10 protein-coding genes are annotated in these 16,694 nt (G+C 62.1%); 4 read left to right on the forward strand and 6 right to left on the reverse strand.

All coding sequences use genetic code 11. The annotated features are described in order from the left end of the window. Positions 1-82 precede the first annotated feature (82 nt). Positions 83-3,172, forward strand: coding sequence for a transglycosylase domain-containing protein (locus AC19YS_RS19615; RefSeq protein ID WP_500602451.1), 3,090 nt, complete (start codon positions 83-85; stop codon positions 3,170-3,172). A gap of 150 nt (positions 3,173-3,322) precedes the next feature. Next, entirely contained in the window at positions 3,323-8,338 is a 5,016-nt protein-coding gene (locus AC19YS_RS19620; RefSeq protein ID WP_500602452.1) for a dermonecrotic toxin domain-containing protein, read from the forward strand. Between the two features lie 138 nt (positions 8,339-8,476). On the opposite strand, the gene AC19YS_RS19625 is transcribed toward AC19YS_RS19620, so the two are convergent. The 5 genes from AC19YS_RS19625 to AC19YS_RS19645 all read right to left on the reverse strand — a co-directional run bounded on the left by AC19YS_RS19625 (position 8,477) and on the right by AC19YS_RS19645 (position 14,200). After that, a complete protein-coding gene (locus AC19YS_RS19625; RefSeq protein WP_119740765.1) occupies positions 8,477-8,959 on the reverse strand; it encodes a CS1 type fimbrial major subunit in 483 nt (160 codons plus the stop codon). A 5-nt stretch (positions 8,960-8,964) separates the two neighbouring features. Further along, positions 8,965-9,723 carry a molecular chaperone gene (locus AC19YS_RS19630; RefSeq protein ID WP_500602453.1) on the reverse strand — a complete coding sequence of 253 codons (759 nt, stop codon included), beginning with the start codon at positions 9,721-9,723 and terminating at the stop codon, positions 8,965-8,967. 69 nt (positions 9,724-9,792) lie between these two features. Next, on the reverse strand, positions 9,793-11,037 hold the full coding sequence (locus tag AC19YS_RS19635; protein WP_119738572.1) for a hypothetical protein: 1,245 nt from the start codon (positions 11,035-11,037) through the stop codon (positions 9,793-9,795). A 31-nt stretch (positions 11,038-11,068) separates the two neighbouring features. Further along, on the reverse strand, positions 11,069-13,588 hold the full coding sequence (locus tag AC19YS_RS19640; protein ID WP_500602454.1) for a TcfC E-set like domain-containing protein: 2,520 nt from the start codon (positions 13,586-13,588) through the stop codon (positions 11,069-11,071). A 120-nt stretch (positions 13,589-13,708) separates the two neighbouring features. Then, positions 13,709-14,200 (reverse strand): CS1 type fimbrial major subunit, encoded by a 492-nt coding sequence (locus tag AC19YS_RS19645; protein ID WP_119738567.1) that lies wholly within the window; start codon positions 14,198-14,200, stop codon positions 13,709-13,711. Between the two features lie 479 nt (positions 14,201-14,679). Between AC19YS_RS19645 and AC19YS_RS19650 the strand changes: the two genes are divergently transcribed. Then, complete coding sequence (locus AC19YS_RS19650; RefSeq protein ID WP_179606476.1) at positions 14,680-15,252, forward strand: PadR family transcriptional regulator; 573 nt, start codon at positions 14,680-14,682, stop codon at positions 15,250-15,252. Then, positions 15,249-16,016 (forward strand): siderophore-interacting protein, encoded by a 768-nt coding sequence (locus AC19YS_RS19655; protein WP_500602455.1) that lies wholly within the window; start codon positions 15,249-15,251, stop codon positions 16,014-16,016. The genes AC19YS_RS19650 and AC19YS_RS19655 overlap by 4 nt, the downstream gene beginning before the upstream one ends. A gap of 47 nt (positions 16,017-16,063) precedes the next feature. Here the strand turns inward: AC19YS_RS19655 and AC19YS_RS19660 are convergent, their stop codons facing one another. Further along, positions 16,064-16,690, reverse strand: coding sequence for a Pr6Pr family membrane protein (locus AC19YS_RS19660; protein ID WP_179678139.1), 627 nt, complete (start codon positions 16,688-16,690; stop codon positions 16,064-16,066). Positions 16,691-16,694 lie beyond the last annotated feature (4 nt).

Here is a 16,694-nt window from a genome sequence, read left to right on the forward strand (position 1 = left end):
GCACACAAAATCTTCACGGCGCATCACCAGCGACTAAGCTTGAACCAAGTCCGATCAATCTGCGTGAATGGATCAATCGACTATGGGCGCTTTATGGCAGACCGATTCGAAACCCGCTGTGGTCCAGACCGACAGTGCGGATCCACCGCCATTGCCACAAAGCCCCCGCTCTCGACGCCTGTGGTGGCGGCTGATGGGGCTGGTGCTGGTGCTTGCGTTGGTGGCCCTGGGGTGGGTCGCCAGTCGGGAAATACGCACCTCGCGCCTGCAGGCTGAACACCTGAGCCCTTTTGCCGCATCACTGAGCTACCGGGTGGAACCTGGCGCGAGTGATGCGATGGTGTATCCCGGCGAGGGTCCTTTTGACCGGCGCCTGGGCTACAGCGCGCTGAATGAGTTCTTGCCACGCCTGATCAAACGCAACTACGTGATCCAGGCACAGTCGCGGTTTTCCCCGGCGCTGATGAGCTACGCCGAGCACGGCCTGTTCGTGCCCTACGCCGAAAAGGTCCAGGCCGGCCTGACCATCACCGACTGCCGCGCGGCGCCGCTGTACGCCTTCAGTTACCCACAGCAACTCTATGCCAGCTTTGCCGCCATTCCACCGCTGGTGGTGCAGAGCCTGTTGTTTATTGAAGACCGCGACCTGCTGGACCCCAAGCGTCCGATGGCCAACCCGGCGGTGGACTGGCCGCGCTTTGCCAAGGCCGCCTGGTCGCAGGTGGCCAAACTGCTGCATCTGCCAGGGCAAACCGCCGGCGGCAGCACCCTGGCCACCCAGCTTGAAAAGTATCGCCATTCGCCCGACGGCCTGACGCTGTCCGGTGGCGAAAAAATCCGCCAGATGATGTCTGCCAGCGTCCGCGCCTACCAACCGGGGCCGCAGACCCTGGACAGCCGGCAGAACATCGTGCGCGACTACCTCAATAGCGTGCCACTGTCGGCGGTGCCGGGCCATGGTGAAGTGCACGGCATGGCTGAAGGTCTACGCGTGTGGTACGGCGCCGACTTCAACCAGAGCAATGCGCTGTTGAGTGGTAACGCGCCCAAGGACCTTCCAGCAAAAGGCCTGGCGCTGCGCGAAGTGCTGTCGCTGATGATCGCCCAGCGCCGCCCTTCGCATTATCTGACCAAGGGCCGCGATGAGCTGGCGCAATTGACCGACAGCCATATCCGCCTGCTGGCACAGAACAACGTGATCGATCCGGCGCTGGCCAAGGCCGCCCTCGCCAGCCATGTCACTTACCGCGACTGGCAGCAACAACCGACGCTCCAGCCGGTGGAAACCAACAAGGCGATCAACGTTGCACGCAGTCGCCTTGCCAGCCTGCTCAACCGTCCGCTGTATGACCTCGATCGCCTCGACCTGTCGGCCACGAGCACGCTGCAATACGACCTGCAAACCCAGGCCACCGACTATCTCAAGCACCTGGCCGACCCCGCCTTCGCAGGGCAAATGGGCCTGCTCGGCCCGCGCTTGCTCACCCCGCAAAGCACGCCGCAAGTGCGCTACAGCTTCACCCTGTTCGAACTGACGCCCGACGGCGCACGGGTGCGGGTGCAAACCGACAACACCGACCAACCCTTCGATATCAACGAAGGCAGCAAGCTGGAACTGGGCTCCACCGCCAAGCTGCGCGTGCTGACCACCTACCTGCAAATCATCACCGAGCTGCATGATCGCTACCGCGCGCACACACCAGCCGAGTTGAAAAAAGTCGAGGTCCCCGAACAGGACCCACTGTCACGCTGGGCGCTGGACTACCTGATCCAGAACCCGGACCGCGACCTGTCGAAGATGCTTGACGCGGCCCTCAACCGCACCTATTCGGCCAGCCCCGGCGAAGCGTTTTTCACCGGCGGCGGCTTGCATCACTTCCACAATTTTCGCAATGAAGACAATGGCCGCAGCCCAACCCTGCGCGATGCGCTGCGCGAGTCGATCAACCTGCCGTTCATTCGCCTGATGCGCGACCTGGTGCGCTACACCACCTACTCCGGCGAAGACAACAGCGCGCGCTTGCTCATAGATGACAACGATCCGCGCCGTCAGGAATACCTGGCCAAGTTCGCCGACCACGAAGGCACCGCGTTCCTGCTCAAGTTCTGGAAAAAGTACCGCAACAAAGACACGCAGACGCGCCTCGACACCTTTATGGACGGGCTGCACCCCACCGCGATTCGCCTGGCTGCCGTGCACCGCTACTTGCTGCCGCAGGCCAGCCAGGAGAGCTTCAACCGTTTTGTGCGCTCCCATCTGAAGAACCCCAAGCCCCCCGAAAAGCTTACGGACGAGCGTCTCGAAAAGCTCTACCAAAGCTACGGCCCCGGCGCCTACGACCTGCCGGACCAAGGCTACATTGCCAAGGTGCACCCGCTCGACCTGTGGCTGCTGGGCTATCTGCTCAACCACCCCGACGCGACCTTCGGCGAGATCGTCAAGGCCAGCGAATTCGAACGCCAGGAAGTCTACAGCTGGCTGTTCAAGAGCCGGCACCAGAGCGCGCGCGACAGCCGCATCCGCACCATGCTGGAGATCGAAGCGTTCCTGGAAATCCATCAGCGCTGGCAGGCTGTCGGCTACCCGTTCGACCACCTGGTACCGTCGCTGGCGACCGCCATCGGCAGCTCCGGCGACCGCCCCGCCGCCCTCGCCGAACTGATGGGGATCATCCTCAACGATGGCGTGCGCATTCCGGTGCTGCGCATCGACAGCCTGCATTTTGCCGCCGGCACGCCGTATGAAACGCTCGTGATCAACGACCCCAACCGTGGCAAGCGCGTGATGCCCAGCGAAGTCGCCACGGCGCTGCGCGGTGCACTGTCGCAGGTGGTGGATGCGGGCACGGCGAAACGCGTGGCCGGCAGTTTCAAACTGGCCGATGGCGCGCCGTTGGCCATGGGCGGCAAGACCGGCACCGGCGACAACCGCATCGAAGCCATGGGCGCAGGTGGGCGCATCCTCAGCTCCAAATCGATCAACCGCACCGCAACGTTTGTGTTCTACATCGGCGAGCATCACTTCGGCACGCTGACCGCCTTCGTCCCTGGGGCCTCGGCCGAGCATTTCACCTTCACGTCGGCTTTGCCGGTGCAAGTGCTCAAAGGCATGGCGCCGATCCTCACGCCGTACCTGCAGCCGGGCACGCAGACGCTGTGCGTGGCGCGCTGAATCCAGGGTGTCAGTTATGTATTTTTCACCCTCGAATTGTTGACCGTTACGCGCTTTAAAACCCGCGTAAGCCACTATTTTTAAAGCTTATTTTAGCCTCGACGCGTGAATAGACTCAGGGAGTCTCCACTCTCTGTTCAGGTTCACACCATGCCTACCGATTCCTGCGCCCTGCCGTTCCAGGGCCGTCATTTCGAGTTGATCCAGAACGCATTGCCCGCTTGGGTAAAGGGCACCACAGCGGCGCGAATTGGCGCGCTCAAACGCCAGGGTCTTCCATCTGCGGCGCCTTACCCCGATACCTCGCCGGCTCAGCACGTGTCACTCAAGCGCGCCGTGGCTGACCATTGGCACGCCCAGGCGCCGCTGGACAAACGCCTGGGCCCGCTCAACGACTTGCGCGCCTTTGCCGAGCCACTGCTCAAGCAAGCGCTGTTCACGCACTACGGCGAGGTCGATGTGCGCAACACCTGGCTGCGGGTGTACGTAGACGCCTCCAATGCCTGGTGGGTGATTGACGTCAGCCGAGGCGTACAGAGCAAAACCCTGTCGTTGCTGGACATGGCCCTGCATAACTTCGCCGCCGGCGACACCTTCGTCGACCACGCCTTCCTGGGCCCGGAAGACGCCCGTGGGCAGCGCGACAGCCTGTCGATACGGGGTCGGCCCGGTGGGCCGCTACTCACGGCGCAGCGCTTCAAGGCCGTGTGTCGATCCCTGGACATCGGCGGCCTTTATCAGGCCCGCCTTCAAGCCGCGCTGGGGTTCGATCAGCCGGCGCTGGCCCGCACCGTGCGCGACGAAGTGGTCAGCCAGCTCAAGGCGGATTTGCGCAGCAGTGCCCATCTGGGCCTGCACAGCGGTCACCTGGCAAACGACGCCCATCACGCGTTGCTGGGGTTCATCGCCACGCCGCTCGGCCTGTCACTCGATGGCCACACCTTGAAGTGTCACACCCTGAGCCTGGCAGGCTGCCAACTGAGCGGGATTGTGCTGTTCGCCACGCCTGCAGAGCAGGGCTCCGCCCGTGGACGGCTGATTGCCTGGGTGCCCCAGGACCCCGAGCATCCGCTCAAGCAGTACCCTTCGCCGATTGCCTTCGTCGAAGAGCTGACGCGTCAATTGCACAGCGGCCCGGCGTATCAGGCGTTTTTCAGTCAATTTGTGGCGCACGCCGAGCGCGGCGTGTTTTTCTCGCGGTTGCAGTCGCGTGCACACCTGCCATTGCGCCTGCTGGACATTGACCGGGATTACCCCAACCGCGCCGCCGACCCGGCGCGAGACGACCCGTGGAACTACCTGCACCGGGTCAAGCTCAACAAGATCGTCAATGACGCCCGGGAGCTGGCGGTATCCACTGCCTACGTCGACCGGCTGGCCCGCTGGGCCTGGTGGGACAACCTCGAGCAGATACTCTCGGACGTCCTCAATGCGGCCTTGCTGGTGGTCACTCCTTTTGTGCCGGTGGTGGGCCAATTGATGCTGGCCTACAGCGCCTATCAACTGTGCGACGACGTGTTTGAAGGCCTCCTCGATTGGGCCCAGGGCAATGCACAGGAGGCTGGCGAGCATGTGTTGGGAGTGGCTGAAAACCTGATTCAGCTCGCCTTGTTTGCCGGTGCGGGAAAAATCGGCGAGGTCGCGCGCCTCAAACTGTCGGCGTTCGTCGAAGGCCTGCACCCGGTGCAACAGGCTGACGGCACGCTCAAACTGTGGAACCCGGACCTTGCACCCTACGCCCAATCCAGCACCCAGGGGCCCACGGACAAAACCCTGTTGCCGCTGGAGGACCGGCATTATCACGTGCGCCACGATGCCAGGGCCGACGAGCACCGCGTGGTGCACCCGACGCGTGAACAGGCGTATCAGCCCTGGGTGAGGTTCAATGCCGACGGCGCGTTTTTGCACGAGGGCGAACAGCCGCAACGCTGGGACAGCCAGACCCTGATGCGCCGAATTGGCCCGCGCGTACAAGACTTCAGCGACCAGCAACTGGCCGACTTGCGCATCGCCAGCGGCACCGATGAGGACGTGCTGCGCGCGATGCACCTCTACAACCAGCCGCTGCCGCCGCTGTTGGCCGCCAGCCTTGGCCGCCTTGAAGCCCAGCGCTATCCCGAAGCCATCAGTCGTAAGGTTCGTACAGGCGCGCCGCTGCCAAACGGGCCGTCATCGGATTGGTTCCCACAGCTCATCACCGAGTTGCCCGGCTGGCCACAAGACCACGCCCTGAAGGTGTGCCTCAATGATGATCTGTCCGGACCGGCGCTCACCTTCGGCAACGTCAACGCGACCCAGGCCAGGAGGCTGACCTTGAGCCTGTCTCAGACGCTGTCCGGGACCCTGCCTGAACAGGTGCTGGCTTTTCTCGACGACGCCGCGCTACGCAACATGCTCAACGGCGATGTCCCCAAGGACCTTCGGCTCACCACCCTGCGCGATCAATTGGCCGACCGCGTGCTCAGCAACGCCCCCGAGATTGCCGACAAGGTCTACAAGACCCGGGAAATCACCGACAAGCCCAGCCTTGCAACCCTGCGCAAGCCGTTCGAGTACCTGGACTCCAACGCCGCCATTGCCCTGCTCGGCAGCGCCACCGGCGAAGAACGCCAGGCGCTCGCCCAACGACAACTGCCGCTGCGCTTGCATAACCAGGCGCGTGAATTGGGGTTTGCCAACCAATCGGTGCTGGCCTTTCAGGGGTTTGACTGGCCTTCGCCGCTGCCGACCCCAACCGAGAGACTGGTGCTCAACACCTTAAAGGTTCACAGCGACACGTTTGCTCGGTTGCGCATCGAAATCCGCGAACAGGCGGTAACCGGTCGCGTGCTGTGTGAGGCCGGGCCGGCGACAGCCGAGACCACACGGGTGCTGATTCGCAAGGCGCGCGGCTATGCAGTACTCGACCCGACGACTTCACGGCCGTCAGCGCTCATCGACCTTTACGAGGCGATCCTGCAAGCCCTGCCCGCTGACCGGCGCGACGCATTGGGTGTGCAAACGGGCGAAGGTGAAACGCTCAAGCAATGGCTCAAACAGCGCGTGGCGTCCATGGCCGAGCGCCGCAAAGTCCTCGCGCAACCGCCCGTGCCGATGGTCCAGGGCCGCGAAACCAGCCGCCTGCTGGGTGGGCCGGCGGCCAGCCGTTGCTCCGCGTCACCCGCCCGAACCCACACCGAGCACGCCCGGCAAACCCTGCAACTGTTGTTCCCAAGCTTGAGCGAAGCGCGCTTGAACCGATTTCTGCAGGAGATTCCCCAGGCACAACTGCGCACTACCCTGAACACGCTGGTGGTGGAAAAACAGCAACTGCATGTGGACCTGATGAACTGGCAGAACTCCGTCATCCTCGGCGTCACCGACGCCGCCGACAATCACGAAGTACGGGTGTCCAGAAAGCACCTGGCCCATCTGATCATGCGCTGCTGGGGTGACCGGTTTGCTGAATACACGGACGGCCGCGGCGCTGTCCAGCAAGGCGCCGCACTCAACTTCAAGGGCTTGCGCCTGCCGCCCAGGCTCCCCACGCTGAGCGCCAGTTTCGAGCACGTGACATTTCTGGACGCCAGCCAGTGCGGCTTCGGCGAGCGCCACAGTGACTTCCTCAAGCACTTCCCTTCCTTGCGTGGCCTCAACCTGGCTGACAATCGCCTCACGCAGGTGCCTCAGGCGCTGGAACAGATGCGTTTTCTCAAGGCGTTAAAACTGGCAGGCAACAGACTTGCACTGACGACGGAGGACGTGGCGCGGTTAAAAAAACTGCGGCGCCTGAAGAGCCTCGACTTGAGCAACAACCCATTGACGCTGGCGCCCGACATCAGCCATATGCCCGGGTTGCGCCTGCTTTACCTGAGCGGCACGCACCTGGCTAGCTGGCCCGAAGGGTTGTTCGCACACCCGCGCAATGACGCCTTTGTACTCGACCTGCGCGGCACCCGGATCAACCGCCTGCCCGAGGTCGCAGCCGGTTCCGCGCAGGGCAGAGTGGTGGCCCGCGCACGCCTGGATCGGCGCACCCTGAGGGACGAGCAACGCCTGCGCTATGAAGATTTGCGCGTGGCCGCAGGCCTTGATCCCAACCGCACGTATGAGCCGCTTGGGCACAACGCGTTCTGGATGCAGGGCCTGCAAGGCGCCGACCTTCAGGACGCTCAAGCCCTGTGGCAAGCGGTGGAGCAGGAACAGGGTTCCCAGGGCTTTTTTGAAGTCATTGAAGCACTGGAGATCGAGGGCATTTTTGAAACTGACGCCGACCGCCAACGCTACACCGTCAATCGCCCACTGCTGACCCAGCAGGTATGGCGCCTGCTGTGGGCGGCCTATGACGATACCGAGCTGCGTGAGCGCCTGTTCAAGATGGCCAGTTTTCCCGGCCTGTGCCCGGATGCCGGGGCGCAGATTTTCAATGAAATGGGGATCGAGGTCATGGTCAGCGAGATCCGCCGGGATACCGCAACCGCCGCCGAGCTGGAAAGCTGCCTCGTCACGCTGGCCAAAGGCAGCGCCCACCTCAAACAACTGGCGAAGGCCGTGGGCCAGGAAATCGCCCGACGCCTGCGCCCGGTGGCCGAGGGCGGGCTTGGGCAGCGGTTCAGATCGCAAGTGCGCGACGGGGTGCCCGGCGAGGTTGATGAGGTGGACATTCACCTGGCCTACCAAACCGCCCTCGCCAGCCGTCTTGACCTGCCCTGGCTGAATGATCACATGCTTTACCGGGTCAACGCGGCGGTCAGCGCCGCCCAGATCGAGCAAGCCTACAGCGCGGTGCTGGCGCTGGATGAAGGCGACGGACTGGTCAACCAGATGCTGCTCGAACCCTGGTGGGAACAGCACCTGCGTGACACTTACGACAGCCAGTACCGTGACAACGAGCGTGAGTACGGCGAGCGCTTCCTGGCGCTGGATGATCTGCAAACAGCGCAGGCGCAATGGGCCAATGCCCAGGCGTTGCCGGAGCCCGAACGCGAGCGCCTTCGCGCATCGCTCAAGCACTTGGCCGAGGCGGTGCAGGTGCCCGAGAGCGTGGTGTTCACCGCCGAGCCCTTGGACGACGCGCACTACAACCGCCTGCTCAACGACCTGGGCTACAACGAACAGGAATGGATGCGCCGTCTGACGCGCCGGGCGCTCAACGAGGCGACGGGGCGCCGCAACCGTTCCCGATGAGGAAGGGGGCGGCGGCGCGAAGAGGTTTTTCTCGCCACCGCCCCAGCGCTTGAAACGGGTCGGTGGCTCGATAAAACCAGCAAGCGAATGCCTGTCTCTCGGCAAGCGGCGGTCACCCGTGAGCGGTGCACGCTCAGCTCAAGGTGCCAGGAAGTCGAACACGATCTGCACCGTGCCGTAGTAGTCCCCGGCCACGTACCCGTCGACGGGCTTGATCGCGGCGATTTCCAACTCCGCGCGCCGCCCCACGCGCGCCTCGGCGGCGTTGACCACTTCGGTACTCTCCAGGGTCAGCGGCACCTTGTTGAACAGCACTTGCAGATCAATCCGCTGGCGACCGCTGAACAGATAGGGCTCGGCCCCCAGCCGCGCAGCCACTGCGCCGGTAAGGTTTTTAACATCAAAATTCTTGCGCAGGCGGCTCAGCTCAGCGGTCACCAGGTTCCAGGCGAGCACTTGATCATGCCCCATCCAATCGGGCTCGGAAGGCAGCACGTAGGCATCGTGCACAGGTATCGTCACCGACACATCGAACGCGTGACGGGACTCAATCGCCCAGGCCTGGGCGGCCACCAATACCAGCACTGCAAACAGCGCCAACCTTGTCAGTTGCTTGACCATCGTCATCACCCGTTGCTGTTGACTGTGACCGGTTTTTTGTTCTGCCCTTCAATCAGCTGAAAGCCGTAGGTGCGGTCGGTTTTTTTCTCGAACACCAGCTGGCGCCCCGGCAGGATGTGATGCTTGGTGGTTGGCAGGCAGTCGCTTTTTGCGGTGAGCGAACAGTCACGAAACTCATCCAGCACCACCACGCTGTTGCCGTTGTTACGCAGCTGGTATTGGTTGGCTGTCTGGTTGATCTGCGTATCGAAACGCGTGGCTTTGGGTCGCACGAAAAACACCGTGCCGTAACCCGCCATGACGTTGATTCCGGCCGCGAGGCTGTCCTTGTAGTCGACCCGTTCTTCGTCGGTGATAGCGAAGTTATCGTCCTTCTCCGGCACTACGGGAATAAAGCGCACACGGAAATAACGCTCCTTGTCCCTTGCCCCCATGTACAACAGGCGCGTGCCCTGGCGCCCGTTGGCCGGAACGATCAGCCGCGCCGGGCTCGCCATCAGGCCGTCGCGTCGGGTGGCATTGCCATCGCCGTCGGTGAGCGATGCAACCGGCACCTCGCGATGGGTGCCATCGGCGTTGTAGACGATCTCCAGCACGTCGACGCGGATGAACGCCGTGCTCGTGCCGGTGTTGGACACGCGCTTGAGATAGGAACTGCGATCCTGCTCGAGGTAGTCATACACCACGCCGACGTTGATCGCCGGAGCCGCCTGGGCCCCGAGGGCACAAAGGAACAACCCGATCCATAACACTGCCTGTTTCATGTTTGATTACGCCTCGATAATTGAACACGGCCCGCGCGATACCCACGGGCCGGGAATGCGGATGGCCGTCTAGACCTGCGAATCCCAGACCACGGTCACCACGCCCGAATAGGTACTCCCGGGCCGCTTGAGCATTTCGCTCATGTCGTCTCGCTGCACCTCGAAATGCAGGGTGCCGGGCCGGTCATTGATGTAATGCAACGGCTGAAACAGCTCGCTGCCGACGCCATCCAGACGCAGCGCCAGTTTGTTCACCGTTTGTGCGTACTGATCGACCAGGCCGCTGGGCAAGGTCACCGCGACCTGCAGCGGCACTTCATCGCCCTCGGCATTGCGCAGCCCGCAGGTGTTGCCCATGACGATCGAGCATTCGAGCTGCATGTTGAAACGCGAACTGGTGGCGATGCGGAACGTCTGGTCACGGTACAAACGCGCCGGTGCCCGCCCCTGGTTGAGCCAGGCTTGCCAGCCGCCCTGGGGGATCAGTTCGACGCGGTTGCCACCGGGCGGGATATCGACCTTGAGCGCGTGCTCCACGGTGAGCTGGAAGTTGAAGGTGGCGACGGTGTCGCTGGTTTGCATCACATCGCCGATGTCGAAATCCCCACCTGGCCCGAAGGTGTAGGTGAGGCTGCCGGCGTAATCACCGGCCCTCATGGTGAGCGGGTTCGGGGTCCTGAGTTCGTAGGCGTATTCAAAATTGCTGTAGTACATCCAGGGTATGTCAGTGCCGGCCGTCACACTGCAGGCACCGGCATTCTCGGGGACGATCCAGAAAAACAACGCAAAGGACGGCGAGGCCGCCAGGTAATTCACGCCCTGGCAAGGCGCTGGCGCATGCTGCCAGTAGTACGACCACTGAGGCATGCTGGTCGTCGCCCAGCCACTGACTCCCGGTGGGTAGGTGACATCCCAGCGCGCGCCCACTCCGGCTATACGCATCTGGACCGTCTCGGTTTCACCGGTGGCCTGGTGGGTGACCTGAAGGTCTCGCCAGGCCGAGGGCACTTTGAAATAAGCGCCTTTGCGCGGCTCGGCATAAGCCAGCACGGGCTCGCTTGACGCCGCCGAGAAGGGCCTGCGAATGGTGAAAATATTCATCGCCTTGCACCGCGCGGGAATATGCCCGGGGCAAATCCCGCTTTCCGGCGTGGTGTTCTCGAATTTGTTGACCATCGGGTTGCCCGGGTCGGGACGGAACACGGCGGTGATCTCTTCGACAAACGCCTGCGCCGGTGTGCTGAACAAACCCATGATCAAGGCCAGTGCACGGCACGGCCCCAAGGCGCTTCTGGTTGCAGCGACTGACTTCATACATTCTCCGGTTCAAAGGTGCGGGCAGCCATCAGCCGGCGGTTTCCACGCTGAAGTTGGCATCGGCCAGCGTGTCGGGGGTGCAACGCAGGTCGCCGATCATCAGCACGTCGTTTTCGTTCGGGGCGTTGGCCGGGTCGAGGCGGAACTGGCAGAGCAACTGGTTCTGGTAGCGCACTTGCAGGGTGGGCGAGCTGGCGCTCATTTCCATCGAGAAGAATCCGTCCACCTCGCTGACCCCACGGCTGGCGTGATTGATCACGTGATGCCCCTTGAGCGGCCGACCCTGGGCATCGAGCAGACGCCCCAGCACCGACACGGTTTTCAGCACGGTGACCTTGCGGTAGTCCACGCCGCCCTTGTTCAAGTGATACGTAGTGCGCGCCGGTTGGATGTTGGCGGCGGGCGGATGATTGCCGTCGAAATCGAAGTTGACGCTGCTGCTTTTGTACGCGGCCAGCGGCACAAAATTACGACCGGGGCGCAAGACCGCGCCACCGCCACTGACGTCATCGGCGCGCAGGGTGATAGCGTCGAGGTCTGTCTCGACATCGATGATCATGCCCGCGCCCGTGCCGTGGTACTGACTGGTGAGCAGCGCCTTGTCGGCGCCGGCCACGAACGTGCTGTTGAGGTTCAGGCCGCCGGTGAATTTATTGTTGAACGAGCTGCGCTGCAGGAAGCCGTCGCCGCTGACCGTGTCGGTACTGAAGCTGGCCGTGCTCGACAGGCCAACCCCATAAGTGTCGGTGATGGCAGTGGCCGAGACGCTTTGCAGCAGGTGGTCGGTGAGGTCCTGGCGCAAGGTGACCGAGGCATTGTTGTCACGGCCGCCGTCACGCGCCGTGCGAGTACCGACACTGCCGGAGACTTGGCGACCATCGGTGCCCAGCGCCAGGCTCAACGTGACGTCGATGCCACGGTTGCGCTGATCGTCAGTGCCGTTGGTGCCCGGTCGGTCGAACGCCGAGAAGCGCCAGTTGGCGTCGCTGCCCATCAAGGTACTGCGCCGGTTCCAGCCCAGGTCCAGACCGGCGCCTTCGACATTGCCCTGGCTGTGGGACAGGCGCACGTTCCAGGAGTTGAGCGCATCGACGCGGTGGTTGACCGACAACGCGGTGTTGCTGGTTTCGCCGACAAAGGTGTTGCGCCGCAACCGCGTGCCGTCGGGCAGCATGTCGTAGGTGTCGCGGGTGTCGAGCCAGCTGCGGTTGTGGCTGAACACCAGGTTGGTGGTGCCCAGCGTGTAAAGCGCCTGCAGGTCCATCCCAGTGCCGTGTTCCTGAGTCTCATACACGTTGGCGTAAACGCTGGTGTTGTTGGCGACGGTCCAGTCCACCGAACCGCCGTATTGCAATTGCTCACGCACTTCACGTGCCGACAACCCAAGAATCACCCGCGGGTGCAACAGGTAGTTGACGGAGGCGCCGGTGGTGATGGCGCCGGAGGCCTGGTCGTCCCAGTTGCTGAATAATTTGGTTTCCCTGCCGGCAAACACGTTGTAGCGCCAGCGGTCGTCGGCATTGCGCCAGTTGCTCGGTTTGTACACCAGCTCCTGGGAAGTACTGACAGTCACGCCGTCTTCCACCAGCCTCACTTGCACCTCATAGATACCGCCGGGTAGTGGGCGGGTGTCGAGCGTCTGCAGGCCGGCCGCCACTGACTGGCTGTTGAGCAGCAGGCCATTGCGGTAGATCTCCACGGACGCCTGACGATTGGCCGTGACGTAGATCGGATAGACGCTGGCCTTGGCGTTGTTGATCGCCAGCGTGTCGGAGCTGCCGTACATCACGCCCAGGGCCGTGTCGGGGCTGGCGCCAAAACTGCGCAGCTGTCGGGTCAGGCCATCGGAATTGGGCGTGAAATGACCCAGGCGCAGAAAACGTCCTTCGAGCTCGCGCTGGGTATACAGCTCGTGGATCGCGTGGCGCAGGTGTTCTTCGTCGCCACTCTGGCGAGCCAGTTGCAGGTTGAACACCTGGCTCCAATTGCCCAGGCTGGCGCTCGCTTGCAAGCCGTAACGCCCGCCGAGGTCTTCGTCCTGGCCGCCATTGAGGTTCAGTTGATTGTTGACGATCAAGCCACGGCTGCCGCCTTCCGGCTGCGCGTAGTAGCGCGGGGCGTCGTCGGCGCGTTCGACGTTTTGCGTGATGATCGAAAGCTGCGAGCTCTCGAGGCTGTAGTGGGTAGACAGCATCTGCGCGGGGCATGCCTGGCTGCATGCGCCCAGCGCCACACCTTTTTCAAGGATGGCCTGCCAGGTGTCGCGGGTCGCCAGTGGGACTTTGCTGTCGCCCACGTCGGTAAATTCGAGCAGGGTGACGCGGTCATCCCGGGACAACACGATTAACGCTTCGCCGAGCAACTGCTGGTCAAGGTCGACCCGCACGGCCAGCGGTACATCGAAGAAGTGATCACTGAACCCGGTGGGCAGGCCTTGGGCCTGAGCGATCAGACTGCCAGGGTTCTCAACACCGGAATTCGGCGCCGCCAGGGCACCCACACAAAAAAAAAGCGCAAGCGCCGCCGCGATGGGAGTCATCGGGAACATGAACACATACTCTGAATGCCAAATGACAAGAATGAAAATCAGGCCGGCGGCCCCTGAACAACCAGCCGGCCTGCTGACGCGATGCCCACGAGCACGAGGCTCAAGGAGCACTCATTGCCATCAAAGAGCTGGCAGCACCGCGTCAAATACCAGAGGCATGACGCTGGTGTAGTTGCCACGCTGAGTCGCCGAAGGTTTGGCGGCGTCGATACGCAGTACGGCGCCCAGGCCCGGCGTGGCATCAGCTTCGTTGACAACTTCCTGAGGCGTGCCACTGAGCACCACGCCATTCAAGGTGGCGGTCAGCGGAATGTTTTGCGTGGCATCACCGTTGAACAGCACTGCCGGGCCGCCATCGATATAAGCGTGAATAGACCCGTTGGTGTTGCGCATGTCGTAGACCGCAGACAACGGCGCCAACTCGCCATTGGCCAGGTTATAGGCCATGGCCTCGTCACGGCCCCAGTTAGGGTCGCGCGGCTGCACATGGAACACGGTGGTCGGGATGCTCGCCTTGATATTGACAGTGTGATTGGCCTCACCGGCCGCGAACGCCATGGAGGACAGCGCCATGGCAGCCAAAGGGGCAGCGATTGCGAACTTCTTGAACATAGTCGACACCTGTTATTTGCATTGAGATATATCGCTGAACGTTGAACACCAGACACGGCACAACGTGCGAAGGGCATTACGCGCTTATCAATGTTTGAAAAGCACCGTAATGATCAAGCAATTCAAATAACCAGGATGCCCGCCATTTCTTATACGTCTGTGGCTTTAATTAATAATGTTTGAGGGAAAAGGATGGCACATTGCCAAAACTTTTAATTGATCCGTAAGAACAAGACTACACGTCTATATTCGCAACTTAACTGTGGAATAAAAGTCCGTCAGAACAGTACCACAACAGTCATGTTGCGGATAAACATCGACGCTTAAAAAGTTGAGTATTAACTCTACCTGTCATTCACACCTCTGGCCGCTGTCTTGAAAAGACCAGACCGCTGGCCACCGACCGTTGGTCGCCTCAGTCTTTCGCTGCTCAAAGATATATCTTACGTTGTATCTTAACCAAAGCGGAGAAAGCGAAAATGAGAGAGCATCCCCACCAACGCGACCACGGTGATGGCCGTGACGGTTTTGAAAAACGCCCCGGCCGCGAACGCGGTGGTCGTGGTCCACGCGTGTTTGCCCCTGGCGACCTGAAATTGCTGCTGCTGGCCTTAATCGGCGAACAGCCCTGCCATGGCTACGACCTTATCCGTCAGATCGAAGGCCTGTTCGACGGCGCCTACAGCCCCAGCCCCGGCGTGATCTACCCGACCCTGACCTTTCTTGAAGAAAGCGAATTGGTGACCGGCGATACCGAAGGTGGAAAAAAACGCTACACAATTACCGACGCTGGTCGTCTTTCCTTAAGTGAGCAGGCGATTGCCCTGGAAGGCGTGCGCATGCGCATCGACGTCAGCAAACGCTCGCTGCGCGGCCATGATCGCCCGCCCGAAATCCATGAGGCGGTGCACAACCTGCGCCATGCCTTGCAGCTGCACCACGGGCGCTGGAGCCCGGAAGAAATCGCGCGTGTCGCGGCACTGCTCAACAGCACCGCCCACGCCATTGTCGACGGCCCGGCCGTTCAACCAGTCCAGGGGAAAGCTCAATGAATACGCAAGCCATCCACCGCGTCACCCACGAGATCAAGCGCCGCCGCCTGGAAGTGCTGCGCGTGACCGACATCACCCCGCGCATGCGCCGCATCACTCTGGGTGGGCCCGAGCTGGCAGGTTTTATCAGCCTGGGCAGCGACGACCACATCAAGCTGCTGTTCCCGCAGAACGCCGCCGAACAGGCCGCGCTGGAAAGCCCGAACTTCAGCATCAAGGGTGAGGGCCCACAACCGGCCATGCGCGACTACACGCCACGGCGTTTCGACCTGAACACCGGTGAACTGGACATCGACTCCGTGCTGCACGGCGATGGCCCTGCCTCTACCTGGGCCGAGCAGGTGCAGGTCGGCCAACACCTGTACATCGGTGGGCCACGCGGTTCGATGATCGTGCCGGATATGTTCGACAGTTACCTGTTGATCGGCGATGAAACCGCCCTGCCCGCCATCGCCCGGCGCCTGGAAGAATTACCGGCGGGCCGCAAGGTGCTGGCAGTGATTGAAATCGCCAATGCCGCAGAACAGCAAGTGCTGAACAGTGCCGCCGATGTGCAAGTGATCTGGGTAATACGCGGCCAGGACGACCTGCTAGAGACCGTTCGCACACTGACGCTGCCGAGCGGCTCGCTGTACAGCTTCGTGGCGACGGAAACCAAGCTGTCGCGCCAAGTGCGCCGCGTGCTGCTGGACACGCATCAGGTCAATGAAGCGTTTCTCAAGGCTGTGGGTTACTGGCGTGCAGACGGCAGCGAAGAAGAGTAAGCCGATCGAGGTCGAAACGGTGGGCGCGGACTTGCCCGCTCCCACCCTTAGTTTCGCGGCGGCTTTAAGCATTTATCCAGCCCCACCACTGCCAATGAAATCCCGATAAACCCCGCCAGAATCCCACCGGCATTCACAAACACTTGTGGATAACCGAGCGTGTCCACATCAATGAACGGGTACTGATACTGCCCGAGCAAATGCCCGCGCAGCAGCACATAGCCGAAGTACACCAACGGGTAGATCACCCAGGCGCCGATGTGGTTGAAACGCAACGTGCCCTTGGGCACACACCGCCACCAATAAATCACAAACAGCACCGGCATGACGTCATGCAGCAATTCATCGGCGACGAACTGAAAACCTGTGGGGCTCCACAAATGCCGCAGCAGCAAGCTGTACGCCAGGCTCACCACGACGATGCTCGCAGCAATCGCGCTACTGACCCTGGGCGCCAGGAAAAACCGCTTGGCGGCTGAATCCCGACTGACCAGCGCATAGCTGAGCACCACCACCACCAACGTGTTGGTCAGCACCGTGAAGAAACTGAAAAAGTTGATCAACCCGCCCAGCAGGCTGGCGCCCGCGGTCCAGCGCGAATAGAAAATCAGGTATTGCTGAATCGCCAACCCTACCCAGCCGGCCAGTGCCGCAGCCGCGATGAAACGCTTCATGGGC

It is taken from the genome of Pseudomonas sp. MF08831 (assembly GCF_059862645.1).